The sequence below is a fragment of the Pseudomonas sp. S10E 269 genome, assembly GCF_002798465.1.
Taxonomy (GTDB): Bacteria; Pseudomonadota; Gammaproteobacteria; order Pseudomonadales; family Pseudomonadaceae; genus Aquipseudomonas; species Aquipseudomonas pergaminensis.
On sequence record NZ_PHIJ01000001.1, the window covers coordinates 5,558,001 to 5,582,847 of the forward strand.

Genomic DNA, 24,847 nt, shown 5'->3' on the forward strand with positions numbered 1-24,847 from the left:
GGCAACGCGTAGCCGACATAACAGTTTTGGGGCTGCCAGAGGCTTCTGCACCCTCAAGTAGCGAACTGGGATGGCCAGAGCTGGACTCTGAAGCGCAGGCACTTTGGACTGAGCTATCAACGCTTGGCGTAAATGGAACAGTTTTACTTCATGAGAGGGCGCCGAATGCGCGGAATTAGACTTAATTCTCTCAATGTGTCTCACTTTCGCGGAATCAACGACGCTGTCCGCTTTGATTTCAGCTCGCCATTGACAGTGGTATACGCCCCAAACGGCACCGGCAAGACAACAATGTGTGAGGCTGCTGAATGGCTGCTCACAGGACAGGTAGAACGATTGAAGGAGGGCAGCGGCTTTGATGCTTTGGTCCTGAACCCGAAGTTTCCCAGTCAAAATGACGCTGTTACTTCAGCAGCTGCAAATCTCTATATCGATGGAGCGCAACAATTCATTCGACGTGCTGTTAATGGATCACAATCATCTGCAGCATTTGGTGCAGATGAAGGTGCCGCAGCTATCCTTCGCCCCAACGAACTTCTAGCGCTCTTGGCTCCGGTAGCCGCGGCCGACGAAGCACACGCGTTAACGGCTATAAATTTACGACAGCGGTGGCTTAAAGGAACGCGCTTTTTGAGTTCTGAAGCGCTAGCAGCCCTGGTCGATACCGACGAAGAAACTATCGAGCGACGAACTCAAGTCTTCGCGGATCTGCTAGGAATTCGCCATCTGCTTGATGCTGAGCGTCAATGTGAGAAATACATTGTTGAAATCAGTAGGCGCCTGCGAAACCTTACCAATATGACTGAATCCAAATCAGCGGAGGTCGCTGATCTGGAGATCGCTCTTGGCCCTGATGAGACTGCCGGGGATTCGCGCTCGAGCTCGTCGCGTTTCGAGGCTGATACTGCCGCGAATCTCTTTGCCCCCGAAGATATTCAGTGGTTCGTCGAGCAGCCCAACCTCGACGATCAACTCGCCTCGCTTACTGCGTTGCACCGCCGTCACAAGCACTTATTCGATGCACGCTCACACGCAGCCAAGCATGTCGAGGCAAAATGGAGTATTCGGAACAGCCTCGAAGTGGCTGTCTCTGACGGCATCAACCTTGAAACCGCATTGGCGCAGTCTTTAGCCCAGATTGAACTGGATGGAAGGCAAGCTGCTACTACACTCACTGATTTCAGTTCTCGGCGTGAATCCACCTATCTGTTGGCGCAAGAACTTGCGGAAGCTCAGGACCAACTGTCTCATCTGAGTGCAACGGTCGTCGCCACTCTTTTGGATGGCGGTTTTGTCGATGATCTTTCTCTAAGCCTAATAGAGCTTTCTCACAAATATCCGGAAAACCAATGGACTCCTAATGCACGACAACAACGTCGTCGAGAGTTAAAAACACTTGAGTTGTCCAGTTCCCGATCCGCATATGAGACCAAGCATTTAAAGGAGTTGGATGTTGAGGTTGATGCTGCCCGCACCGACGCTCCCTCACGTGAAGAGCTGGAGCGTTTGCAGCGACAAGCTGCTGAGGCCATCTCAAACGCCAAAGCTACTGCGAATCTGCTGGATGCTGTTGCGAGCCCTGTGGCTCGCTTACAAGCCGCTGCGAGGGATCTTTTGGGGCATGACCACGGCGTGGAAATGGGCAAATGCCCTCTTTGCTCACATGACTGGGAGGGCGTCGAAAATCTAAGATCTGCGATCGATGCAACTCTTTCGGCCGCGCCAGATTTAGTCGTGGCAGCCAGGGCTGGAGTGGCCGCAGCAGAGGATGCGGCCAAACTAGCACAAATCCAACTCGGTGCGGCCCTGCAAAAGCAAAAAAATCTAGAAAGGCTGGAAAAAGAACGTTCTGATCTGCAGTTGGCGAATGCTGTTCGGCTTCGCGAGTTGGAGAGGCTAGGCGTCGTAAAAGGTGCAACGGAAGTAGAGTTCAAATCTCTCGCATGGCGTCTGGATGTAGCCGATGCTATTGCCACACTACTATCAGCCCGTGATGGAATTTCTCCTACAGTTTTCGGCTCCGAATTTCGCATGCCCACTTCGGGAGTCCGTGTCGCCGACCTCCACCAACACCTGGAGGCCGTCTTCGAGGCCAGAAACCGTGTACTACAACTCGAGCTTGCTGAACTAGCAAAGTCTATCGAGGCTGCGAGCAATAATCGTGACGAACTACGCGCAAAATATGCTGCGTTGCAGCAAAGTTTGAAGGAGTGCCGTTCAGTTTTAGAGCAAAAATCAGCGGAACTCGCCTCCTTACAATCGGCATGGCAACAGGCCTCACCTGATATTGACTGGTCGAACGCAGAACTTGATAAATTGATGTCTGAACTCTCAAAGGAAGGCGTTCGCCTTACTTTGATTGAAGGACACATTGAGGCAGCTCGTGCAGCATGGGCAGCAGAATCTCGTCGCTCTCGTCTGTTGGAACTCCAGCAAGCAACTCAGCTTTTAGTAGATGAAGCCAGGGTGATGAGAGGGCGGTTGGATGCCGCGAATCGCGCGCGCGCAGTGTTCTATGAGGCCTACACCACAATTAGCCGTCAAAAGGTTCAAGACCTTAGCCGCGTGGTAAATCCGCTCTTCGCACGCATGCACGCTAATCGTGTATTTGACCGGATAAACCTCGGTGCGGATAGTGATTTTCTTCACTGGCTCGCCGACGCGGGTGGTCAGCAACTCGATCCCGGCAAAGACTTTAGCCAAGGGCAGCGACAGGACCTTGCACTTGCTTTATTCCTGGCGCGCGCGCGCAGCCTTGGTGGGACTTTCTTTCTTGATGAGCCGATCGTCCATTTAGACGACTTGAATCGCGTCGGCCTGCTCGACATTTTGCGAGCAACTGTCTTAGAAAGCAGTAATACGCTTAATCTCGTTATTACCACGTCGAGTCGAGTTTTGGCCCGTCACCTAATAGAAAAGTTTTCTGGTGTGGATTTGGTAGAAACACCAAATGGGCGGCAGCCGCCTCTCCGAATACTGGAACTCGACGGGAATGGTCGAAGCGGGATCCGGCTGAGTACCGTTTATCCGATGGAAGGAATGTCAGTTGCCGCCAGTTAGGGGAGGGGAGGAACCTGGATTGGATTGGATTGGATTGGATTGAAGCGGGAGACCAAGGCAGGTCCAACTGGGATGCTTGAATCTGACGCGATTTGTTTCTGAAACGCGGCTAGACAAAACGTCGACGCTTCGAGCCCTTCGATTTTTACCAGACAGGAAATGACTGTGGCCTGCGGGTGCAATAGCGGTTTCTTGTTATGGTTATTATCGTTTCTACAAGTGGCTGAAGTAGGCTGTAAATCCCGCTGCCTTATGAAGCTGGATAATCCGACGACTTAGTCGGCTGTTTTGAAATCTCAGGATCCTTTCGACCAAACGTTGGGTTAGATTGAATCGGTCCTATTTACTTGAATGATTCAGCCTATAGGGACCGAGATACGGAAGGGCATGAGATCTGATTCTAAAACTTGGCGTATAAATCAAAATAAACTAACTTGTTATTTAAGTGCGAGGAAACCGGCTTGATGTTCGAAAGTTTTTATGCCAAGGAATGGGTCCAAGTGTCCACAGCCTTCGTCCTTATAATAGCGATCTTATTCACTCCTCTGATGTATTGGCGTATCGGCCGAGGATTGAAAGGAGATTTTAAGAAACAGTTCATCGAGGCGGCCTTCGATATCTACGGGGTGGTGCTTTTCCTGCTGATAGCACCTGCTGGCTACCTCATCCTTTATTTTTTTGGATCTCAGTCGAAGTTTATGCTAAACGATCCGATGGCTTGGGTTTGCTTCGTAGGGGGCGCAGCTTCAATTTACGATCTGATTCGTGCCAGGCTGACATTAAAGTCCGCTAACAGCTCGTCTCGTTGCAATGAAAGGATTGGGTCTATTTTTATGTATGAAAGACTAACCAAGCTTGCGATCTGCCTCTCTCTGATCCCGCTGCTGTACGGTATGGTGATGATTGGCGTTACGAACCTTATGGATCCAGCCTCTATTAATAGCATGCTGTGGTTCTTAACATTTATGATAACGGGCTTGGCAGTTATCTATGCTGTTGCTTCCAAAACACTCCTCCTCGTTTCACAAGCCTATGCATCGAACCCCGAGCTAGGTTGCTAAATGGCATGAGAGCAAAAAGGGATTTTTTATTTACCCTACGCGTGTCGACAGGCTTGCGAGATAGTTTGGCAGTGAGGATCTCACTGGCTTGCGCCATCAGGTGTTTGCAAGTGTAGTTTTTCGTATACAGTAACAACCTGCTGCCCTCGCACAGTCATACGATGTGCAGGAGGCTGCTTGAACAAAGCAAAGCGAAACAATTAACTAGCGCGCTTTTTTTTGCGCCTCAATACAGGTTGTTTTAAGCGTTTCACAGAAACTTGATAGATATTCGCTAAATTTTTCAGCACGAGCGTCTTGGGCTTTGAATGGATTAGATGTCATTAGTCTCACAGAGGCCTCTATTTGTGCCTCTGTCTGTGCAGTTCCATATTCGATATAGCTGCTTTCAAAAAAAACAGTTCTATGGTGAAGGACTTTAGATAGGCCTTTATCAAAAGTTTGTCCAAGCAGCACTTGACTGGCTTTGCTCTGGTATTGGCTGTTTATATCGCACAGTTGAAGCATGTCAATGTCACCCAACCCTCTTAAAACACCTTTCTTAGTAAAATCATTCATTGCTGCAAGTGATTCTGATAGCTCACCACTCATGATCGGTCGAGCCTCAATGTTTTGTTGAGACTGTTGCGCAATCAGTCGTTCCACTCGACTAGAAAGAACAAATTTAACGTACCATGGGCTAAAGTATTGGAGTGGCAGGTTGTCAGGTATTTTAGAAAAAGCGATGTTTAGCGGGATTTTCACGCCAAATGGCGCTCGCAAATCAGTCTTCCAATCGGAAAATTCCACTTCTTTAAAATAATCGCTTAAGTATTTGTCATCTGCGGCTATTGCTTGGAGGTGTTGCATCAGTTCCGAAGGGCTTCTAAAACCGATCATCTTTATTTTTAGCCCTGTTTCTGAAAAATATTCAGATAGCTCAGCGCAAGCCCTTTCTATTTGAGTTCTGGTGACTTGGTCAGGACGCCCCAAGTGTTCGTAAATCGCCGCCGGCGATAGCGCCAAGTAAGTCTCGCGATCGCCCCATCCAGTCACAAAGCGGCAGAATGCCGTATATGCCAAAGCTTGTAACTCACGATGTGGCTGAGTATTCCTGTGCTTGTATGACTGTATAACACTGTTATCCAGCACTAAATGAATTGCACCTTCAAACTGATAGCCCGTACCGTAGGTTTCTCCCAAATCCAATACAAGATTGAAAAACTTAACCGCCTGCTGTTCTGAAAACGCTGCGATTCTGTCCTTGAATTCGATAGCAAAACTCTCATTTTGATGGGTGGCGTCGCGCAAGATGTACCTCAATTTAATAGGCTAAACTTTATGATCTCGTAGGTAAACCAGGTTAGGGTTTTTCGGCCTAGTGATGATGGCGCAAGAATTGATAGGATCACCGTAGCCGAATGTGACAACACTTCAGGTTTTAGTGGAGCATTGCATCAAGGACCTCTGAGGCGCAATATGCACTGCGAGAAAATCCATTGACGTGCGCTTAGACAAGATCCCCTGACCGGAAAAGGGTGATTCCATAAAAAACCTGATAGGCATGTCACTGCTGGCCTGCGGTAATCGCATTTGATACAAGCGTCACTTGATATCGCTTGGTGGCTCAACGCTATATATCTTATTACTTGTACATTCAAGCGTCAGGGGGCCAGTACTGATGTGCAGGAAGCGTTGCATTTGAGCCTAGGTAATTTCCTGTGTTACGCAACACACACGAACAGGCTCGGCTTTCGCATAATGTATATTATGTTAAATTATGTATTACGCTATGCGTGTCACCCAGCGACTTTGTAGATCTCAGCAACCACCTGCTTCACTGCGTCTTCGATCGCACCTTCATTCCGGCACATCACCCAGCCATGCTCCGCAACGGCCTGCTCGAACATCTCTGTGCATGCAACATGCTCTGCATACTTCTGGATTACCGTACCGCCCAATCCTCGCGACCGTGCAGCTGCCCTTGCCCACGAAATATCCGGCGCGGTGACAACGCCGACATGCACATCCGGCACTCGCACGTCCCGCTCCCGGTTCAACTGGAGAATCTCTGCAAACGAGATGGTGTGTCGAAACGCAGCATCGGACGGATACCAGCGATCAATCAGGATAATGCTGTCCAACGGCTGCTGAGTCAGTACGTTCCGGGATATCCAGCTGCGACTCTCGGCAAAACGCTCGCACACAGCCCATTCCAGATCCCGCGAGGGATTTCTGGCAAGTTCGTTAACCAGGGCCATGGTTTCCCTTCTGTAGGGATCGCTTTTTCTCTCGCAAAGTCGGATGACTTTCTTGTTGTGCGCCCTCAGCGTTGCCGTTACAGCCTCCAACAGCGTAGTTTTGCCGGTGCCTTTGGGCCCATCCAGGGAAACAAAAAACGGAATATTCATTTGTCACACAGTGATCAGGATAATGATAACCACGCCTCTTCTTGTCGACGTGATTGAGTGATCGACCCAGCCGGTAGTTATATCTGTGAAAAAGAGTGAGCTTCCCGTAAAAACCTGCGTGACCTGTGGACTTCCCTTCACGTGGAGGAAGAAATGGGCACGCTGCTGGGATGAAGTGCGCTACTGCTCGGAGCGTTGCCGGCGCAGCAAAAGCTGACCCTGCTCCAGCAGCTGACTAATCAGCTGCCAGGAGCTTTTTGACTTCGGCGATGATCAAGTCGATGTTGAAGGGTTTGGCCAATACAGCATCAAAAAGATCCGATCTCTCTATTCCGATATGCGCCTGAGCACCGCTTATTAAGATGATCGGCAATTTATTTGCCGCAGGCAGCGCTCGAATGGCGGTGGCGAATTCCTCGCCACTCATGACCGGCATCATATAGTCGGTAATGATCAAAGCAGGCCGTTCTCTCTCGAGAACCTCGAGTCCTTTTCGACCATTGCTCGCCGTTACGACCATGTACCCCTCATCCTCCAGCGCGAAGCTAAGGATATCAGCGATCAAATACTCGTCGTCGACGACCAGGATGGTGGTCATGTTAATTCAACCCACACAAAAGCTTAAGAAATTGAACCGGGCGATGACTCAGCGGGGACCGATGGTTCATGTCTTGAAGCCTTTTTCAGGAAAACATCATAATCACGGATGATGACCTCAAATCGTGAGGGATCGTAAGAGCTGTCTCTTACCTTAAGAATGGATAGCGTCCGGCTTAGTTCAGAGTGATTCTCAGAAAACCGCATCAGCATCAGGTTGTCGACGATGCTAGACAGGTCAGAGTTTGGTGCGCTGACCTCGGAACCAAATAGATCGCGCATTTCCCAGGAGGCAAATACCGTAACGCCCCTGGATCGCAGCTCGTTCATCAGTGCACTGAAGAAGTCAGTAATCCGTGCGGGATTCGTCGAGACTCGCGTCATACCGCTAAGGCTATCGAGAAACACGCGCTTGATGCCCTTCTCTTCTACGAGACTCAGTAGTCGTGTGGCCAACCCATCCAGCAACCCCTCAGTAGTAGGCTGCCAGGCAATGCTCAAGGCGCCGCTGCCTTCCATGCCCTTTATATCGATACCGAGTGATTGGCCTTTGAGTCGCAACCGCTCCGGGCTTTCGTAGAAGCCAAAATGCAGGCCCGGTGCTTCCACAGTCGACTCAGCCAGAAATTTGAGGCCAAGGGTGGTTTTACCAATACCGGAAGGGCCGATTACCAGAGTCACGCTGGAACTGTGCAGCCCCCCGCCCAGGATGTCGTCCAGTGATTCAATCCCACTGGCGATACGGGTCATGTCGGCGCTGTCGGGAGAGGACGGGTGGCTGTAGAGACTTTCGAGTCGCGGGTAAACCACCAAGCCATTTTCGGTAATTTCACACTCGTGAAGACCGGTCATTGCTGAGCTGCCGCGAGTTTTACGAAGCTGAATTCGACGTACTGACCGAGTGCCGAACAGCTCCTCGCCCATCTCAATCACCCCATCAACCATGGTGTGCTCAGGGCTGCCGTCGTCCAGACGGGAACTGGTGAGAAACAGCACTGTGCAACCTGCGAAAGCGGCATGCCCTTGCAACTCGGAAATGAATTTCTTGGTATCGATGTGCGAATCTGCTTTGGAGCGCGCATTGAGCAAGCCGTCTACTACCATCACTGTGGCTTTTTGACGGCTTATCTCGCGCCGCAGCAGTTTCACCACCTCGTCCAGTCCGTCGTTTTCCAACGTGTCAAACGCACTGACAAATTGGATTTCGGCGCCAACCTTGGAAGCGTCGAAGAAGCTCAGAGTCGAAAGGAATTGAAAGAGTCGGTCGTGTGATTCGGCCAGCAGCGTGGCGACCAGAACCCTTCCTCCATTGTTCGCATGATGGAACCCAAGCTGGTTGGCAAGGATCGTTTTTCCAGACCCTGGGCGCCCTTGGATGATGTATGAAGCGCCTGCTACCAGCCCACCCTTGAGCAGAGCGTCTAGCCCTTCGATTCCACTTTGAAGGCGTTTTAGCTTTTCCACGATACGACCCTGATCTGAAAAACAGGCTGTTTAAGCCGAGTGAAGCGGAATGCTAACCCCATTTTTGCTCTGGAGCCATTCCCGCCTCTCCATAACCCTAATGCTGAAACGTCATCATCCCCCGCTGTTCTGCATGTTAATCTCGCTCCACCACGAATAGACATTGATCGTCACAAGACGATGACCAGAACCAGGAAAGCCCATGCCAAAGATTTCTCACTCAGCCCTGCGCCGCAAATTCCGTGAATTGCTTGCTACCCCAACCTGCGTTGAAACCGCGTCCGTCTTTGACCCGATGTCCGCGCGTATTGCCGCTGACCTGGGTTTCGAAGTCGGCATCCTCGGTGGCTCCGTTGCTTCGTTGCAGGTACTGGCCGCGCCCGATTTCGCGTTGATCACCCTGAGTGAGTTCGTTGAGCAAGCCACCCGTATTGGCCGTGTTGCCCAGTTGCCGTTCATCGCCGATGCCGACCATGGCTACGGTAACGCGCTGAACGTGATGCGCACTGTCGAAGAGCTTGAGCGTGCCGGTGTGGCCGCGTTGACCATTGAAGACACGTTGCTGCCGGCGCAATTCGGGCGCAAGTCCACCGACCTGATTTCCATTGAAGAAGGCATCGGCAAGGTCCGCGCGGCGCTGGAAGCCCGTGTTGATCCAGAGTTGTCGATCATTGCCCGCACCAACGCCGGTGTGTTGCCAACCGAGGCTGTGATCGAGCGCACCCTGGCGTATCAGAAAGCCGGTGCCGATGGGATTTGCATGGTGGGTGTGGCTGACTTCGAGCACCTGGAGAAGATCGCCGAGAACCTGACCGTACCGCTGATGCTGGTGACGTATGGCAATCCCAAGCTCAATGACGCCAAGCGTCTGGCCAGCCTCGGTGTGCGTGTGGTGGTTGCCGGCCATGGTGCCTACTTTGCCGCGATCAAGGCGACCTACGACAGCCTGCGTGCCCAGCGCCAGTTGACCCACAGCACCGATAACCTCAGTGCTACCGAGTTGACGCACACCTATACCTTGCCTGAAAACTACGTGGCCTGGGCCGAAGAGTTCATGGACGTCAAAGAGTAATACGCAAGCCGGGACGAGGGGTGCAACACCCCTCCTTTCCCGCTCAGGTAAAAACACCGATTCCCCGGCCGAGCCAACCCCAGGTTCTCGCGCAAGGTCGTGCCCTCATACTTGCGACGGAAAATCCCGCGTGCCTGCAGCGCTGGAACCACCTTGTCGACAACGTCATTCAAGCCTCCCGGCAGCCACGGGAACATCACGTTGAAAACCATCACTGCCCTCCTCCTCCAGCCATTATGTGTCGTTGAGCACTGTGAACCCATAGCGCATAACTCGTGTGTATTTGCGTGGATTATCAGGGGTAATCACGCGCCGTAACCTGTGCTCCGAAGCGCAAGCACACCGCCTTGCGCAGCACACAAACGGAGCTTCCCATGACCCTTTCCAACACCCGTCAACTCGAAGGCAAAGTCGCGCTGATCACCGGCGCCAGTTCCGGCATTGGTCGCGCGGCCGCTGTCGTCCTGGCCCAGCGCGGCGCGAAGATCGTGGCTGCTGCCCGCCGGCAGAGCGAGCTGGACGACGTGGTTGCCGAGATCACTGCCAATGGCGGCACCGCGTCCTCCATCGTCGTCGACGTGACCCGCGAAGCCGACATCATCGCCATGGTCACATTTGCCGTGGACACCTATGGCAAGCTGGACATCGCCTTCAACAATGCCGGCACCGAAGGCGTGTTCGCGCCGCTGGTCGAACAGGACAATGCACGCTTCGACCTGGTGTTCGAGCCGAATGTGCGCGGGGTTTTCAACTGCATGAAGTACCAAGCCAAGGTCATGCTCGAACAGGGTTTTGGCAGCATCATCAATAACGCGTCCATGGGCGGCGTGATCGGTTTCGAGAATGCCGCGCTGTATATCGGCACCAAGCACGCCATTGTCGGTATGACCAAGACCGCGTCCATCGAATGGTTCAAGCGGGGCGTGCGGGTCAACGCGCTGTGCCCGGGCCTGATCGAGACGCCGTTCCACCATCGCGGGATCTGGCCGTCGGTGGACGCCCAGCACGCTTTCGCCGCCAGCACCCCGGCCAGCCGATTTGGCACGGCCGAAGAGATGGCGACGGTGGTGGCGTTCCTAGGGTCGGAAGATGCCAGCTACGTGTCCGGCCATGCCTTGCTGGCAGATGGCGGCTACTCGGTGGCCTGACGGTTACGGGTCTGGAAGAAGTCGATAAATGCCCGGAGCTTTCCGGGCATTTGCGCACGGTTGGCGTAATACAGGTGGAAGGTCTCGGCGGGCGCCGCGTAATGTTCCAGCAACGCCACCAGTGCACCGCTGGCGATATCCGCCTGGGCAAACGGGCGGAACACCAGGGCCACGCCGCAACCCAGGCGCGCAGCCGACAAGGTGGTGCGCATTTCATCCAGCACCAGGCGCCCCTTCACCTCGATCGCGACAGTGGCCTTGCCGATGCGAAACGTCCAATCCATGTACGGCCCGCGGCTGCTCAGGCGCTGGTGGATGCAGTCGTGGGCCAGCAGGTCTTCGGGTGTGTCCAGCGGTGCCGAGCGCGCCAGGTACGCGGGCGCCGCCACGGCCACCATCGGCTGCGACGTGCCCAGCGGCACGGCGATCATGTCGCGCTGCAAGGCCTGGCCCAGGCGAATGCCGGCATCGAAACCTTCGCCAATGATGTCGCTCAAGCCATTATCGAGGGCGATATCCAAGGTGATATCCGGGTACTGCGTGAGGAATGCCGCCACGTGCGGCTCGATCAGCGAGGCATAGGCCACGTAGGAACTGTTGATCTTCAACGCGCCGTAAGGGCGGCTGGCGGTGTCGTGCACTTGCTGCACCGAGAAGCGAATCTGCTCCAGTGCCGGTGCCAGGGTGTCGAGCAGCTGGCTGCCGGACTCGGTCAGCGCCACGCTGCGGGTGGTGCGGTTGAACAGGCGCACACCCAATTGCGCTTCAAGCTGCTTGATGGTCTTGGACATGGCCGTCGGCGTGACCTCCATCTCGGCTGCCGCCCGCGCGAAATTCAGATGACGGGCCACACATTCGAACGCGATCAGCGCCGGCAAGTGGGTGGATTTCAGGCTCATGCGGCGTCTCAACGGGTTAAGCCAACAGTGTTGCGCAGCATAAGTGAGTTCAACTAAGCCGCCCACTGAAAATACTGCCCACGCAAAAAAATCCGCCGCAGAGTCTGCGGCGGCAACCAAAGGATTTTGTCGAAGCAGAGCGGCTAAGACAGGCCCAACGCTACACCCGCGGCAGGTTAAATACCGTGAAGTTTAATTAATCGAGTTTCATCCGGAACACCGCTACAGGCCGCGCAGACTGGGCTTAGAATCAACCTCGGCAACCATGCCGAACACAATAAAAAACCGTAACAGCTCACCTGCAAACATCTGCCCATACCACGTTATGCACCATCCAATAAGTGCGGTGTTTCTGTGCGCGCGTTCATTATTCCGGGGAAGTCACAACATGATTAAACAGTCGAGCCTGTTAGCACTGGCGGTGTGTGCCGGTATCAGCCAAATGGCCTTTGCAGAGTCCGTCAGCGACCAGGCAGATGCCAAGGGGTTTATCGAGGGCAGCAGCATCACCGGGCTGCTGCGCAACTACTACATGAACCGCAACCGTGAAGGCGGTCGGGCTGACAACCGCGACTGGACCCAAGGCGCAATGCTCAACTACGCCTCGGGCTTTACCCAAGGCACCATTGGTTTCGGGGTGGATGCCTATGCCTACGGCGGGCTGAAACTGGATGCCACCCATGAATACGCGGGCACCGGCAACCTGCCGACCGACCGGCACGGCGATCCCGAAGACGCCTACGGCTCGGTCGGCGCTGCCGTGAAAATCAAAGTGTCCAAGACCCAACTCAAATTCGGTGACATGCAGCCCACCGCGTCCGTCTTCGCCACCGGTGGCACGCGCCTGTTGCCGCAGACCGCCACCGGTTTCGACCTGACCAGCAGCGAAATCGCCGGCCTGGACCTGGAAGCCGGGCACTTCACCAGCACCAACAGCGGCATGACCAGCAACCATGACCACGATATCTATGCGACCTACGCCAACATCGCCGCCAACAGCGCAAGCTTTGTCGGCGGCAAATACACCTTTACCCCGTCCCTGAGCGCCACGCTGTATGCCGGCGAGCTGGAAGACATCTGGCGCCAGTACTACACCAACCTCAACTACGTGATTGCGTTGGCGCATGACCAGTCCCTGGCGCTGGACGGCAACCTATACCGCACCCTCGACACGGGCAGCGCCAAGGCCGGGGCGATCAACAACACCACCTACTCGGTGGCGGCAGCCTACTCGTTCCTGCAGGCGCACACGCTGACGCTGTCGTTCCAGAAAGTGCATGGCGACACGCCGTTCGACTACATCGGCACTGGCAACAACGGTGCGGGCGAAGGCGGTGATTCGGTGTACCTGGCCAACTCGGTGCAATGGGGCGACTTCAACGGCCCGGGCGAGCAGTCGTGGGGTATCCGTTATGACCTCAACGTGGCCAGTTATGGCGTGCCGGGGCTGAGTTTCATGGCGCGCTACATCAACGGTTCCGACATCAATGGCACCCACACACCGGACCACAGCGCCTACGTAGGTGACTACGGTGCCGATGGCGCCCACCACGAGACGGATGTGGAAGCCAAGTACGTGATCCAGAGCGGTCCGGCGAAAAACCTGTCGTTGCGCCTGCGTGATGCGATCGTGGCCTCAAACGCCGACCAGCGCGATGGTGATCTCAATGAGCTGCGGTTGATCGTCGACTATCCCTTTACCCTGCTGTAAGTGGCCTTTGTGGTGAGGGGGCAAGCTCCCTCACCACTGGGCTACATCAGCCCACCCAACCCACTGCGGTCTTGGGAATGACTTCCGACTCATCCAGCTTCGACGCAAACATGCTCACTGCCTCCACCGCGTCACTGGTGCTGGTGCGAATCTGCAGGATCACCGAACCGGCCTGATCAGCCAGGCTGACGCCGCGTTGCGCGCCTTCCTGGGTGGCGTTCATGCTGGTCACCGCGTCACGGGTTTCCGAGAGGATCATGCCGATCATCTCGGCAATTTCCGCCGTCGAGCGGCTGGTGCGCCCGGCCAGTTGCCGGACCTCATCGGCCACCACCGCAAAGCCCCGCCCTTGATCCCCCGCGCGCGCTGCCTCGATCGCCGCATTGAGCGCCAACAGGTTGGTCTGGTCGGCGATCCCGCGAATGGTGTTGACGATGGCGGTGATCTGCTCGGAACGATCGCCCAGTTGCCCCACCAGCCGTGCAGAAGCGCCGATGTTGTCGGCGATGCGGCGCATTTCGCTGGCAGTTTCCTGGATCACCTGGGTGCCATGTTCGGCAAAACGCTCGGTTTCGGAGGAGATATGGTAGGCCCGCGACGCACCACGGGAGTCCTCTTCGAACTTTTCCACGCGCTCGGTGATGTCGCTGGCGAATTTGACGATCTTGACCAGCTTGCCGTCGCCGTCATACACCGGGTTGTAGCTCGCCTCCAGCCACACCACATGCCCATGCTTGCCCAGGCGCTTGAATTGGCCCGTGAAGAATTCGCCGTTGTTCAAACGCCGCCAGAAGTCGGCGTATTCATGGCTGTTGATCAGCGCCGGCTCGCAAAACAGGCGGTGCTGTTTGCCTTTGATTTCCGCCAGGCTGTAGCCCATCACGTTGAGGAAGTTCGCGTTGGCGTCGAGTACCTGGCCGCTCAAATCGAACTCAATCACCGCCATCGCCCGGTCCACGGCCGCGAGTTTGCTGCGGGTGGCGGCCTCCTGCTCGACCTTGCTGGTCACGTCCAGCGCGTACTTGACCACCTTCAATACCTGGCCGCGCTCATCCAGCACCGGGTTGTAACTGGCCTCCAGCCAGATCGTATTGCCGTTGCTGTCTACGCGCTTGAAGGTGCCGGACACAAACTTGCCGGCCTTCAAATCACTCCAGAACTGGCTGTAGGCCGGGCTGCCGGTCAGCGCCGACGGGCAAAAATCGCGGTGGGATTTACCGGCCAATTGACTGGCGTTGTAACCCAGGGTCTTGAGGAAGTTGTCGTTGGCCCGCAATACCTTGCCGTTCAGGTCGAATTCGACCACGGCCATGGAGCGTTCGAGTGCGGCGATCAGTCCTTTGTACTCGGTGACTTCGGCCGTCCTGGCCGACAGTGCTGTCTTGAGTGCTGTGTTGAACATGGACGTACCCTCAGCCGTGCGGAGAACCCTCTGTCTCACCTCGCTATCGGCTGGGAAATACGCGACTTTACGCGCCCTCTCAGGATTATTTTCTGGCGTCAAATACTTGCGTGATCAGCGCTTTGCATCAAGCAACGCCAGGCGTTCGCGCATGCCGGCACTCGCCGCCGGGCCGGCCTGCAACACGCACTGATCAAGCGGTACTTGCTGGCCGTCGGCACGCGCCAACATCGGCTGCACGGGCGTGCCTGTCGCACGCTCTACCAACTCCACACTGGTGCCCTCCTCGGCGTAATGCCGGTTGCCCCAGGCCACCAGCGACATCAGCACCATGCGGAAATCCTCGCCCTTTGCCGTCGGCACATATTCATAGCGCGGTGGCCGCTCACTGTAGGCCTGGCGCTCCAGCATGCCGGCCTCCACCAACGCGTTCAGGCGGCGTGTGAGCATATTGGGCGCGATGCCCAGGCTGCGGGAAAACTCATCGAAGCGGCGCAGGCCCTGCAGCGCGTCGCGCATGATCAGGATGCTCCACCACTCCCCTACCCGGTCGAGGCTGCGGGCGATGGGGCATTCGTCGCGGGTGAGGGACTTGCGTTGCATGGGCGTTTCCTTGGGCCGGTGCCTATTTACGTGATGCCATGTTACTTTCATGATGATAGTGACGTCCATAGGGTCTGTTCCCTCAACGCAACCGGAGTCGATTGATCATGAGTAAACGCATCGTTGTGACAGGCATGGGCGCGCTGACGCCGCTCGGCGCTGACGTGGAGTCAACCTGGCAACGCCTGCTGGCCGGGCAGTCGGGCATTCGTCGCCTGCCGGAAGAACTGATCGGAGACCTGGCCGTGAGCATCGGCGGCCAGGTGCAAAGCGTGCAGCAGGATCCGCAAGCCGGGTTCGATCCCGACCGGCTGTTGGCGGCCAAGGAGCAGCGCAAGATGGACCGCTTCATCCTGTTCGCCCTGGCGGCGGCAGATGAAGCCTTGAAACAGGCCGGCTGGGCACCCGTTACCGCCGAAGCGCAGGAACGCACCGCCACCATCATCGCCTCGGGCGTCGGCGGCTTCCCGGCAATTGCCGATGCGGTGCGCACCACCGACAGCAAGGGCCCGCGGCGGTTGTCACCGTTCACCATCCCCTCCTTCCTGAGCAACATGGCCGCCGGGCATGTGTCGATCAACTACGGTTTGAAGGGGCCGCTGGGCGCGCCGGTGACCGCGTGTGCGGCAGGCGTGCAGGCGATTGGTGACGCGGCACGGATGATTCGGGCCGGTGAAGTCGATGTGGCGGTGTGTGGGGGCGCCGAAGCGGCGATCCATCGCGTCAGCCTGGCTGGGTTTGCGGCGGCGCGGGCGTTGTCCAGTGACTTTAATGACCGCCCGGCGCAGGCTTCGCGGCCATTCGACCAGGCACGTGACGGGTTTGTCATGGGCGAAGGCGCCGGCATCCTGGTGATCGAAGACCTGGAGCACGCCCTGGCGCGCGGCGCACAGCCGATTGCCGAATTGGTGGGTTACGGCACCAGCGCCGACGCCTATCACATGACCGCCGGCCCGGAAGACGGCGACGGCGCACGCCGCGCGATGCTGCAGGCTTTGCGTCAGGCCGGTATCGATGCCGACCAGGTGCAGTACTTGAACGCTCACGCTACTTCCACACCAGTGGGCGATAAAGGCGAACTGGCGGCGATCAGGACGGTATTTGGCGCTAACGGCAGCCCGGCGATCAGCTCGACCAAATCCGCCACCGGTCACCTGTTGGGCGCTGCGGGCGGTATCGAAGCCATCTTCACCGTACTCGCCCTGCGCGATCAGGTCGCCCCGGTCACCCTCAACCTGGAAGTCCCCGACGCGCTTGCGGATGGCCTGGACCTGCTGCGCGGTGCAGCCCGGCCGATGCCCATTGAATACGCGCTGTCCAACGGCTTCGGCTTTGGCGGCGTGAATGCCAGCGTGCTGTTCCGCCGCTGGGCGTAGTTTGCCCCTGCGGTATTTTTCGGGGACCATGGGCGCCTTTCTGAACCTGCCAACGAGAGGCGCCCATGGCCAACCACGACCTGCACTACACCCCGGACCCCGATGCCGACTCGATCTCTTCGGACGTGATCGGCTTCAACGGCATCCTGGTGTCCACCCAGATTCCGACCCGCGCCGATGGCAGCCTGGAACTGGGCGACATCACCCTGCAAAGCGAATGCACCCTGCAAGCCCTGAAAGTCGCCCTGGAAAAGGCCGGCAGCTCCATGGACCGGGTGATGCACCTGACCATTTATCTGACCGACATGGCCGACCGCGCTGCCTTTAACGAGGTCTACAAACGCTTCTTCGCCAAGCCCTGGCCCGTGCGCGCGGCAGTTGGCGTGGCGGCGTTGGCGGTCGATGGTATGCGCGTGGAAGTCACCGCGATGGCCGCTCAGGCCTGAGTGGGTGCCGGTCAGGCATTTCACAGCTACAATGCGCGCCTCAACCGTGACAAGCCTGACTAAAAAAACTATGTCCTTGCCCAAGCATCACCTGGAATTGCTCAGCCCTGCCCGCGATGTCGCCATCGCGCGCGAGGCTATCCTGCATGGCGCCGACGCCGTGTACATCGGCGGCCCGAGCTTCGGCGCGCGCCATAACGCCTGCAACGATGTGAGCGACATCGCTCAACTGGTGGAATTCGCCCGCCGTTACCACGCGCGCGTGTTCACCACGATCAACACCATCTTGCATGACAACGAACTGGAACCCGCGCGCAAGCTGATCCATCAGCTCTACGACGCCGGCGTCGACGCGTTGATCGTGCAGGACCTGGGCGTGATGGAACTGGATATCCCGCCCATCGAGCTGCACGCCAGCACCCAGACCGACATTCGTACCCTGGGCCGCGCCAAGTTTCTCGACCAGGCCGGTTTCTCGCAGTTGGTATTGGCCCGTGAGCTGAACCTGCAAGAGATCCGTGCCATCGCCGACGAAACCGATGCCGCCATCGAATTCTTCATCCACGGCGCCCTGTGCGTGGCGTTCTCGGGGCAGTGCAACATCTCCCACGCGCAGAACGGCCGCAGCGCCAACCGTGGCGACTGCTCCCAGGCCTGCCGCCTGCCGTACACGCTCAAAGACGATCAAGGTCGCGTCGTGGCCTTTGAAAAGCACCTGCTGTCGATGAAAGACAACAACCAGAGCGCCAACATTCGCGCGCTGGTCGAAGCCGGGGTGCGCTCGTTCAAGATCGAAGGCCGCTACAAGGACATGGGCTATGTGAAGAACATCACCGCCTATTACCGCCAGCGCCTCGACGAGATCCTTGAAGACCGCCCGGACCTGGCCCGCGCTTCCAGCGGGCGCACCGCGCACTTCTTCCTGCCCGACCCGGAAAAGACCTTCCACCGTGGCAGCACCGATTATTTCGTGACTGACCGCAAGGTCGACATCGGCGCCTTCGACACCCCGACCTTCACCGGCCTGCCGGTGGGTGTGGTGGAAAAAGCCGGCAAGCGCGACCTGCAGGTGGTCACCCATGAGCCGCTGTCCAACGGCGATGGCCTCAACGTGCTGGTCAAGCGTGAAGTGGTGGGTTTCCGCGCCAATATCGCCGAGCCTAAAGGCGAGTTCGAGGAAGACGGCGAGAAGCGCTACCGCTACCGCGTCGAGCCGAATGAAATGCCGGCGGGCTTGCATCAACTGCGCCCGAACCACCCGCTGAACCGTAACCTGGACCACAACTGGCAACAGGCGCTGCTCAAGACCTCATCCGAGCGCCGTATCGGCCTGACCTGGACAGCACGTCTGCGCGAAGCGCAGTTGGACGTCACCGCCACCAGCGAAGAAGGCATCAGCGCCAGCATCACCCTGCCCGGCCCGTTCGGCGTGGCCAACAAGCCGGAACAGGCGCTGGACACCCTGCGCGACTTGCTCGGCCAACTGGGCACCACCGAGTACCACGCGACCCATATCCAGCTGGATGCGCCACAGGCGTTCTTCATCCCCAACTCACAGCTCAAGGCCCTGCGCCGCGAAGTGATCGAGGCGCTGACCGCTGCCCGCGTCGCCGCTCACCCACGCGGTGGCCGCAAGGCCGAGACTTCGCCGCCGCCGGTCTACCCGGACGCGCACCTGTCGTTCCTGGCCAACGTCTACAACCAGAAAGCCCGCGACTTCTACCACCGTCACGGGGTGAAGCTGATCGACGCTGCCTTCGAAGCCCACGAAGAAACCGGCGAAGTCCCGGTGATGATCACCAAGCACTGCCTGCGCTTCTCGTTCAACCTGTGCCCTAAACAGGCCAAGGGGGTCACGGGCGTGAAGACCAAGGTCGCGCCGATGCAGTTGATCCACGGCGATGAAGTGCTGACCCTGAAGTTCGACTGCAAACCCTGCGAGATGCACGTGGTGGGCAAAATCAAGGGGCATATCCTCGGCCTGCCGCAGCCGGGCAGCGTGGTGGAGCATTTCAACCCGGAAAACATCATTTTCCAGGGTACGCACTGACACGCTGGGAGCGGGGCCACCACCAGCCCCGCTGCAACCCGGCGGCCGCCAGCAGGATCGCCACCACCCCCAGCCATTGCAGCCAGCCAAGGCGATGCCCGAAGGCGATCCAATCGACGAAGATCGCCGCAATCGGGTAGATAAACGACAGCGCGCCGGTCAGGGCTGTCGGCAACTTCTGGATCGCGCCGTACAGCAAGACATACATCAGGCCGGTATGCACCACGCCGAGCGTCACCAGTGCCGCCCAGGCATTGGTCGTGACCGGCAGGCTATTCCACGGCACCAGCGGCGCGAGTAACAGTGCGCCGGTGGTCACCTGGATCAACGCCATCAAATGTGGCGGCACTGCTTTCAGACGCTTGATGATCAGCGCCGCAATCGCATACAGGAAGGCTGCGCCCAACGCCAACGCGATGCCTGTGAGGTAATCGTCGCCGGTCTGTTGATCGCCATGGGCAGTCACAATCGCCAACATTCCCAGGAACGCCACGCTCAGCCACGCCAGTTTCTGCACGGTGATCTTTTCACCCAGGAACACCGCCGCCAGCATCACCAGCATGAACGGCTGCACGTTGTACACCGCCGTGCTGATAGCAATAGATGCGCGCGAATAGGATTCGAACAGCAGCAACCAGTTGCCGACAATCGCCACGCCACTGAGCATCGCCAGGCCCAGCTTGGCCCAACTGAGCAGGTCCAGGCGCAGGTAACCGAGCAACGCGCAGACCAGCAACAGCGTCAGCCCGCCGATCACGCAGCGCCAGAACACCACTTCGATCACCGACACGCCTGACACCAGTACAAACCAGCCAATGGTGCCCGAGATCAGCATGGCGGCGATCATTTCCCACGACCCGCGACGGATGGATGTGTCCATGTATGAGGCTCCTCAAGTGAGGCTCAATTATGGCAATCTGCTTGGGACCGGCTCCAGCGACTAAAAAAGGCCAAAGGCCAGGGTTGCCTTTACTTATTAGGTGAACACCATGATTGACACCATCGACCAGCAACTGATCGCGGCTTTGATGGACGACTCGCGCCTGTCCCTGAAGGCCTTGGCCGGGATTACCGGGCTGTCCTCACCCAGTGTCGGCGAACGCCTGCGCCGCCTTGAAGAGCGCGGCGTGTTGACCCATTACACCGTCGACATCGACCCCAAGCATTTCGGCTATCTGCTCCAGGCCATCGTGCGCATCCGCCCATTGCCCGGCAAATTGCATGAGGTGGAGCGGCAGATCCAGGCGATCCCGGAATTCACTGAGTGCGACAAAGTCACCGGTGACGACTGCTTTATCGCGCGCCTGCATGTGCGCACCATGGATCACCTGGACAGCCTGCTCGATAAACTGAACGCCTATGCCGAAACCAACACGGCCATCGTCAAGAAAACCCCGGTGAAACGGCGCTTGCCGCCCCTGGGGGATTCGTGATTTCGAGTCATCAGCGCAATGCCTGAATAGGTATTCTGTCACCACTGGGCGGTCTTTATCCTGGCTCCACTCTTTGGACCAACAGGTGAGCAGCTCATGTATGTCATTACCGGAATCACAGGCAAAGTCGGCGGCGCCCTGGCGCACAATCTGATCAAGGCAGGCCAGCCCGTTCGCGCCGTGGTGCGCGATGCGGGCAAGGCGGCCTACTGGGCTGACCAGGGTTGCGAAGTGGTATTCGCCCACATGGAAGACGCCCAGGCGCTGACCGCCGCGTTCAAGGGTGCGACCGGGGTATTCATCTTGCCGCCACCCGGCTTCGACCCTCAGCCCGGCTTTCCCGAAGCCCGCGCTGTGATCAGTGCGGTCACCCAGGCCCTGCAGGCCGCCGCGCCGCAGAAGGTGCTGTGCCTGTCGACCATCGGTGCCCAGGCCGAGCCGCTCAACCTGCTGACCCAGCGGACCTTGATGGAGCACGCCCTGGGCACCCTCGACATCCCCGTGACCTTCCTGCGCCCGGCCTGGTTCATGGAGAACGCGCTGTACGACGTGACAAGCGCCCGTGAAACCGGGGTGATCCACAGCTTCCTGCAACCGCTGGACAAGGCTGTGCCAATGGTCGCCACGGCGGATATCGGCACGGTGGCTGCGCAGTTATTGCAACAGGATTGGGCCGGTCACCGTGTGGTGGAGCTTGAGGGCCAATGGGTGAGCCCGAACGATATCGCGTTTACCCTGGCGCAATTGCTGGGCCGCGACGTTCGCGCCGAGGTGGTCGCGCGTGATACCTGGGAAACCCTGCTGCGTTCGCAAGGTGCGCAGAACCCGATGCCACGTATGCGCATGGTGGATGGGTTCAATGAGGGGTGGATTTGTTTTGAGCATGGCCAGGTGCTCAAGGGCAATACGACGCTGTTGACTGTCTTGGGTGGACTGGTGTCTGCATAGTCCTGGGTAGGGTGTTGGACTTAAGCCCGCTGGCGGCCTGTCAGCCACCACAATCTAACTGTCACCCCCACGATCCAAAAATGTGGGAGCTGGCTTGCCTGCGAAAGCGGCCTGACAGCCGCCACAATCTAACTGTCACCCCCGCAATCCAAAATGTGGGAGCTGGCTTGCCTGCGAAAGCGGCCTGACAGCCGCCACAATCTAACTGTCACCCCCGCAATCCAAAATGTGGGAGCTGGCTTGCCTGCGAAAGCGGCCTGTCAGCCACCACAATCTAACTGTTACCCCCGCGATCCAAAATGTGGGAGCTGGCTTGCCTGCGAAGGCGGTGGTGCGGTGTACATATCCGTTATTTGGGTAACGGCTGCTTATGGTTCCGCTCTTACAGCGGCTCACTTTTGAAAAGCCCAAAAGTAAGCAAAAGGCTCTTGCCCCAACACTCGGCACCTCGCCTAGGCTCGGTGTGCCCGTAATCCGACAGGTATTTGGGGGGCCACCGCCACGCGCCATCCATGGCGCGGGGCGGCTAAACCGGCATCCCTGCCGGTTTACCCCCCAAATCCCTGTCAGATTCCGGCCAGCGTGTTTGATGGGGCGCTTTAGATCAAAAGCACATCAAAAGCAGATCAAGAGCAACATCAAGAGCGGCTCGCTTCGCATCGTGGTTTCGTTGTGGAGATGCCATCGCAGGCAAGCCCGCCTGTAAAGCCTCCTTGCTCAGTCGTGCAGTGCCTTGGCTGCGGCCAGCAGCCCTTGGAATTTGCCGTAGCGCGCTTCCAACACGGCTTGCTGCCTGGCGTCCGGCAGGTACCGCGCCTTCACTGGCATCCCCGCTTGCACCAGAGCCTCTCCTTGGTCAATCGCTAAAAACCCGAGCTTCGCGGCGCCAATGCAGGCGCTCAGTTCACTGCCGTGCAGGGTGAAGATTTCGCGTTGCAGGATATTCGCCAGCAACTGCGCCCAATACCCGCTGCGCGCACCACCGCCCACCAGTGCGCACGCGCCCACGTCGGCGCCGGCCGATTGCACGGCGCGCAACGCGTCCAGCAGGCCGAACCCCACGCCTTCCATGACGGCATAACCGAGCATCGCGGGTGTGCAGTCGTGGCCCAGGCCCATGAAGCCACCGCGCAGCAGCGGGTCGTTATGGGGTGTGCGTTCACCGGCCAGGTACGGTAGGAACAAGGGTGTACTGAGCGGCACGGTCTGTTCTATCGGTAATTGCGTCTGCACCTGGTCCAGCAATGTCTGCTCGTCCAGGGTGCCTGTCAGCCGCGTGACCCAGCGTAGGCAACTGGCGCCGGCCAGCATGGCGCCCATGGTGTACCAGCGGTTGGGCAAGGCATGGCAGAAGCTGTGCACCGCGCTCGCCGGGTTGCCGGCAGCGTGGTCGGTGATGGCCACAATGGCCGCGCTGGTGCCAAGGGTGATAAATCCATCCCCCGCATTGATCGCACCGATACCGACCGCCGCCACCGGGTTATCACCACCGCCGCCAGCGATGACCACCGAGGGCGGCAAGCCTAACCCCTGCGCCGTCAGCACGGCACTTGCGGCGCCGCCTTCGACCAGCCGGGGCATCTGCGCGGGCGAGAGGCCCGTGGCGCGCAACAGGGGGGCGAACCATTCACGCCGGGCCACATCCAGCCACAAGGTGCCGGCTGCATCGGACATCTCACTGATGCGCTCGCCACTCAGGCACAACCGCAGATAGTCCTTGGGCGACAGCACGCAATCGATGGCCTTGAACACCTCTGGCTCATGCTGTTGCAGCCATAGCAGCTTCGGCGCGGTCAGGCCGGCCATGGGCAGGCTGCCGGTGACGTCGGCAAAGCCTGCGCCCAACTGCTCGGCCTCGGCGATGGCACGGGAGTCGTCCCACAAGATGGCCGGGTATAACACGCGGTTATCCGCGTCCAACAATACTGCGCCGTGCATCTGCCCGGACAGGCCAATGCAGGCCACGCGGGTAAACGCCTCGTGCCCGCGCAATTCGGCCAGCGCCTGCACGCACGCCTGCCACCAGTCTTGCGGTGCCTGCTCGGACCAGCCGCTGTGGCGCCGCGATACATTCAGGCGCACGCCGGCATGGGCCAACACCGTACCGTCGAGGTCCATGAGGATGGCCTTGAGTTCCGAGGTGCCGAGGTCGATGCCGAGGGATACGGGGTTGCTCATACGTGGGTCATTCCAATCCAATACAGCCACATGAATTACGCACTTGCAGGCTCGGCGCCAGGCGCACGCTGTGGGTCGGCGCGCCGGGCAAGGCCATGCGTTGCAACAGCAGGTTCACGGCCTGGGCGCCAAGGGCCTGGACCGGCTGCGCGATCAAGGTCAGGCGCGGCACGAAAAAGTCCGCCCAGTCAAAATCATCAAACCCCACCAGCGCCATCTGCGCCGGCACGTCTATCCGCGCATCGCGCAGGGCATGCATGGCGCCAAGTGTCATCAGGTTATTGCCCGCCATGATCGCCGTGGGCGGCGCCGTCAAGGCCAGCAACTGCCGCGTAGCCGCATGTGCCGGCTCACTGCTGGAGCCACCGTTGACCAGCAACTGCGGGTCAAACGCCAGGCCCGCCGCCGCTAATGCTGCACGGTAACCGGCGACGCGCTCATCGGTAGTCCCCAGCCCCGCTCGCCCGGCAATAAAGCCGATGCGCCGGTGACCGTGTTCAATCAGGTGCGTGACCAGGGCCTGGGTGGACTGTGTGTTCTCCACCCCGACCTGATCGAATTGCTCGCTCATCATGCGGTCCACCAGCACCGTGGGCACCTCGTTGGCCCGCAGGTACTCCAGCGCGCTGGAGCCGGTGGACGGTGCGAGCAAGATTCCGTCCACCCGCCGATGGTGCAGCGCCGTGACCACCCGCAGCTCCTGCACCGGGTCGTCGTGGGTGTCGACAAACAGCATCATGTAGCCGTGCTTGGCGCACTCGGTTTCAATCGCGTGCACCGTCTCGCTGAAGTAATGGTTGGACAGCGCCGAAATCGCCACGCCAATCGTGCTGGTGCTCGAACGGGCCAGCGAGCGCGCCAGGGTGTTGGGGATGTAGCCCAATGCCTGGATCGCTTGCTGCACCGCTTGCACCGTGGCCGGGCTGACCTTGCGGGTGCCGTTCAACACGTGGGACACCGTCGACGTCGACACCCCCGCCCTGCTTGCCACGTCATCCATGGTGACCAC

The 24,847-nt window shown here is 58.2% G+C and carries 21 protein-coding genes and 2 pseudogenes; 11 read left to right on the plus strand and 12 right to left on the minus strand.

Annotation, left to right across the window (positions count from 1 at the left end):
- The first annotated feature begins 132 nt into the window (after positions 1–132).
- Complete coding sequence (locus CWC48_RS25835) at positions 133–3,060, plus strand: AAA family ATPase (RefSeq protein ID WP_100490652.1); 2,928 nt, start codon at positions 133–135, stop codon at positions 3,058–3,060.
- Between the two features lie 464 nt (positions 3,061–3,524).
- On the plus strand, positions 3,525–4,121 hold the full coding sequence (locus CWC48_RS25840) for a hypothetical protein (protein WP_100490653.1): 597 nt from the start codon (positions 3,525–3,527) through the stop codon (positions 4,119–4,121).
- A 204-nt stretch (positions 4,122–4,325) separates the two neighbouring features.
- Here the strand turns inward: CWC48_RS25840 and CWC48_RS25845 are convergent, their stop codons facing one another.
- Positions 4,326–5,411: a hypothetical protein gene (locus CWC48_RS25845; RefSeq protein WP_100490654.1), complete on the minus strand. Its 1,086-nt coding sequence runs from the start codon at positions 5,409–5,411 to the stop codon at positions 4,326–4,328.
- A gap of 488 nt (positions 5,412–5,899) precedes the next feature.
- The gene (locus CWC48_RS25850; RefSeq protein WP_100490655.1) at positions 5,900–6,511 is read right to left on the minus strand and encodes a dTMP kinase; all 612 of its coding nucleotides are present in this window, start codon (positions 6,509–6,511) and stop codon (positions 5,900–5,902) included.
- A gap of 85 nt (positions 6,512–6,596) precedes the next feature.
- Here CWC48_RS25850 and CWC48_RS25855 point away from each other — a divergent pair, with 85 nt between their 5' ends.
- Positions 6,597–6,728, plus strand: a complete 132-nt coding sequence (locus CWC48_RS25855; protein WP_078048468.1) for a DUF2256 domain-containing protein — start codon at positions 6,597–6,599, stop codon at positions 6,726–6,728.
- An 18-nt stretch (positions 6,729–6,746) separates the two neighbouring features.
- Here CWC48_RS25855 and CWC48_RS25860 read toward each other — a convergent pair whose 3' ends face one another.
- Positions 6,747–7,109: a response regulator gene (locus CWC48_RS25860; protein ID WP_100490656.1), complete on the minus strand. Its 363-nt coding sequence runs from the start codon at positions 7,107–7,109 to the stop codon at positions 6,747–6,749.
- Between the two features lie 23 nt (positions 7,110–7,132).
- Positions 7,133–8,572: an ATPase domain-containing protein gene (locus CWC48_RS25865; RefSeq protein WP_100490657.1), complete on the minus strand. Its 1,440-nt coding sequence runs from the start codon at positions 8,570–8,572 to the stop codon at positions 7,133–7,135.
- 202 nt (positions 8,573–8,774) lie between these two features.
- On the opposite strand from CWC48_RS25865, the gene CWC48_RS25870 reads away from it, so the two are divergent.
- Positions 8,775–9,644 carry an oxaloacetate decarboxylase gene (locus tag CWC48_RS25870; RefSeq protein WP_028616149.1) on the plus strand — a complete coding sequence of 290 codons (870 nt, stop codon included), beginning with the start codon at positions 8,775–8,777 and terminating at the stop codon, positions 9,642–9,644.
- 50 nt (positions 9,645–9,694) lie between these two features.
- Here CWC48_RS25870 and CWC48_RS30710 read toward each other — a convergent pair.
- Positions 9,695–9,878 (minus strand): annotated as a pseudogene (locus CWC48_RS30710) (LLM class flavin-dependent oxidoreductase); the annotation flags it as partial.
- Between the two features lie 140 nt (positions 9,879–10,018).
- Between CWC48_RS30710 and CWC48_RS25880 the strand changes: the two are divergent.
- Positions 10,019–10,792 carry an SDR family NAD(P)-dependent oxidoreductase gene (locus CWC48_RS25880; protein WP_100490658.1) on the plus strand — a complete coding sequence of 258 codons (774 nt, stop codon included), beginning with the start codon at positions 10,019–10,021 and terminating at the stop codon, positions 10,790–10,792.
- Here the strand turns inward: CWC48_RS25880 and CWC48_RS25885 are convergent.
- Positions 10,777–11,691, minus strand: coding sequence for a LysR family transcriptional regulator (locus CWC48_RS25885; RefSeq protein WP_099492049.1), 915 nt, complete (start codon positions 11,689–11,691; stop codon positions 10,777–10,779). The genes CWC48_RS25880 and CWC48_RS25885 overlap by 16 nt on opposite strands.
- Before the next feature lie 388 nt (positions 11,692–12,079).
- Between CWC48_RS25885 and CWC48_RS25890 the strand changes: the two genes are divergently transcribed.
- A complete protein-coding gene (locus tag CWC48_RS25890) occupies positions 12,080–13,402 on the plus strand; it encodes an OprD family porin (protein ID WP_100490659.1) in 1,323 nt (440 codons plus the stop codon).
- 46 nt (positions 13,403–13,448) lie between these two features.
- Here the strand turns inward: CWC48_RS25890 and CWC48_RS30980 are convergent, their stop codons facing one another.
- From CWC48_RS30980 to CWC48_RS25900, 3 genes and pseudogenes are all read right to left on the minus strand, one after another.
- Positions 13,449–14,033, minus strand: a complete 585-nt coding sequence (locus CWC48_RS30980) for a methyl-accepting chemotaxis protein (protein WP_370737450.1) — start codon at positions 14,031–14,033, stop codon at positions 13,449–13,451.
- A 3-nt stretch (positions 14,034–14,036) separates the two neighbouring features.
- Positions 14,037–14,804: pseudogene (locus CWC48_RS30985) on the minus strand (PAS domain-containing protein); the annotation flags it as partial.
- Between the two features lie 114 nt (positions 14,805–14,918).
- The gene (locus tag CWC48_RS25900) at positions 14,919–15,407 is read right to left on the minus strand and encodes a helix-turn-helix domain-containing protein (RefSeq protein WP_099492046.1); all 489 of its coding nucleotides are present in this window, start codon (positions 15,405–15,407) and stop codon (positions 14,919–14,921) included.
- A gap of 107 nt (positions 15,408–15,514) precedes the next feature.
- Here CWC48_RS25900 and fabF point away from each other — a divergent pair, with 107 nt between their 5' ends.
- The 3 genes from fabF (at position 15,515) to CWC48_RS25915 (ending at position 19,279) form a co-directional block, all read left to right on the plus strand.
- Positions 15,515–16,783, plus strand: a complete 1,269-nt coding sequence (fabF, locus tag CWC48_RS25905; RefSeq protein WP_100490661.1) for a beta-ketoacyl-ACP synthase II — start codon at positions 15,515–15,517, stop codon at positions 16,781–16,783.
- Between the two features lie 65 nt (positions 16,784–16,848).
- A complete protein-coding gene (locus CWC48_RS25910) occupies positions 16,849–17,229 on the plus strand; it encodes a RidA family protein (RefSeq protein WP_028616142.1) in 381 nt (126 codons plus the stop codon).
- A 70-nt stretch (positions 17,230–17,299) separates the two neighbouring features.
- Positions 17,300–19,279, plus strand: a complete 1,980-nt coding sequence (locus CWC48_RS25915; protein ID WP_100490662.1) for a U32 family peptidase — start codon at positions 17,300–17,302, stop codon at positions 19,277–19,279.
- Here the strand turns inward: CWC48_RS25915 and CWC48_RS25920 are convergent.
- Positions 19,257–20,159 carry a DMT family transporter gene (locus CWC48_RS25920; protein ID WP_100490663.1) on the minus strand — a complete coding sequence of 301 codons (903 nt, stop codon included), beginning with the start codon at positions 20,157–20,159 and terminating at the stop codon, positions 19,257–19,259. The two genes, CWC48_RS25915 and CWC48_RS25920, sit on opposite strands and share 23 nt — an antisense overlap.
- Before the next feature lie 109 nt (positions 20,160–20,268).
- On the opposite strand from CWC48_RS25920, the gene CWC48_RS25925 reads away from it, so the two are divergent.
- Positions 20,269–20,712 (plus strand): Lrp/AsnC family transcriptional regulator, encoded by a 444-nt coding sequence (locus CWC48_RS25925; protein WP_078048456.1) that lies wholly within the window; start codon positions 20,269–20,271, stop codon positions 20,710–20,712.
- 96 nt (positions 20,713–20,808) lie between these two features.
- Positions 20,809–21,660 carry an NmrA family NAD(P)-binding protein gene (locus CWC48_RS25930; RefSeq protein WP_100490664.1) on the plus strand — a complete coding sequence of 284 codons (852 nt, stop codon included), beginning with the start codon at positions 20,809–20,811 and terminating at the stop codon, positions 21,658–21,660.
- 717 nt (positions 21,661–22,377) lie between these two features.
- Here CWC48_RS25930 and xylB read toward each other — a convergent pair.
- Together xylB and CWC48_RS25940 are read right to left on the minus strand one after the other, a co-directional pair.
- On the minus strand, positions 22,378–23,838 hold the full coding sequence (gene xylB, locus CWC48_RS25935) for a xylulokinase (protein ID WP_100490665.1): 1,461 nt from the start codon (positions 23,836–23,838) through the stop codon (positions 22,378–22,380).
- Positions 23,839–23,845: 7 nt separating this feature from the next.
- The gene (locus CWC48_RS25940) at positions 23,846–24,847 is read right to left on the minus strand and encodes a LacI family DNA-binding transcriptional regulator (protein WP_078048453.1); all 1,002 of its coding nucleotides are present in this window, start codon (positions 24,845–24,847) and stop codon (positions 23,846–23,848) included.

Bases quoted from the DNA above. Each gene is read 5' to 3' on its own strand.
- CWC48_RS25915 (WP_100490662.1), top strand. From the start codon at position 17,300: ATGTCCTTGCCCAAGCATCACCTGGAATTGCTCAGCCCTGCCCGCGAT.
- CWC48_RS25930 (WP_100490664.1), top strand. From the start codon at position 20,809: ATGTATGTCATTACCGGAATCACAGGCAAAGTCGGCGGCGCCCTGGCG.
- CWC48_RS25870 (WP_028616149.1), top strand. From the start codon at position 8,775: ATGCCAAAGATTTCTCACTCAGCCCTGCGCCGCAAATTCCGTGAATTG.
- CWC48_RS25835 (WP_100490652.1), top strand. From the start codon at position 133: ATGGAACAGTTTTACTTCATGAGAGGGCGCCGAATGCGCGGAATTAGA.
- fabF (WP_100490661.1), top strand. From the start codon at position 15,515: ATGAGTAAACGCATCGTTGTGACAGGCATGGGCGCGCTGACGCCGCTC.
- CWC48_RS25880 (WP_100490658.1), top strand. From the start codon at position 10,019: ATGACCCTTTCCAACACCCGTCAACTCGAAGGCAAAGTCGCGCTGATC.
- CWC48_RS25900 (WP_099492046.1), bottom strand. From the start codon at position 15,407: ATGCAACGCAAGTCCCTCACCCGCGACGAATGCCCCATCGCCCGCAGC.
- xylB (WP_100490665.1), bottom strand. From the start codon at position 23,838: ATGAGCAACCCCGTATCCCTCGGCATCGACCTCGGCACCTCGGAACTC.
- CWC48_RS25920 (WP_100490663.1), bottom strand. From the start codon at position 20,159: ATGGACACATCCATCCGTCGCGGGTCGTGGGAAATGATCGCCGCCATG.
- CWC48_RS25860 (WP_100490656.1), bottom strand. From the start codon at position 7,109: ATGACCACCATCCTGGTCGTCGACGACGAGTATTTGATCGCTGATATC.
- CWC48_RS25840 (WP_100490653.1), top strand. From the start codon at position 3,525: ATGTTCGAAAGTTTTTATGCCAAGGAATGGGTCCAAGTGTCCACAGCC.
- CWC48_RS25910 (WP_028616142.1), top strand. From the start codon at position 16,849: ATGGCCAACCACGACCTGCACTACACCCCGGACCCCGATGCCGACTCG.
- CWC48_RS25885 (WP_099492049.1), bottom strand. From the start codon at position 11,691: ATGAGCCTGAAATCCACCCACTTGCCGGCGCTGATCGCGTTCGAATGT.
- CWC48_RS25925 (WP_078048456.1), top strand. From the start codon at position 20,269: ATGATTGACACCATCGACCAGCAACTGATCGCGGCTTTGATGGACGAC.
- CWC48_RS25850 (WP_100490655.1), bottom strand. From the start codon at position 6,511: ATGAATATTCCGTTTTTTGTTTCCCTGGATGGGCCCAAAGGCACCGGC.
- CWC48_RS25890 (WP_100490659.1), top strand. From the start codon at position 12,080: ATGATTAAACAGTCGAGCCTGTTAGCACTGGCGGTGTGTGCCGGTATC.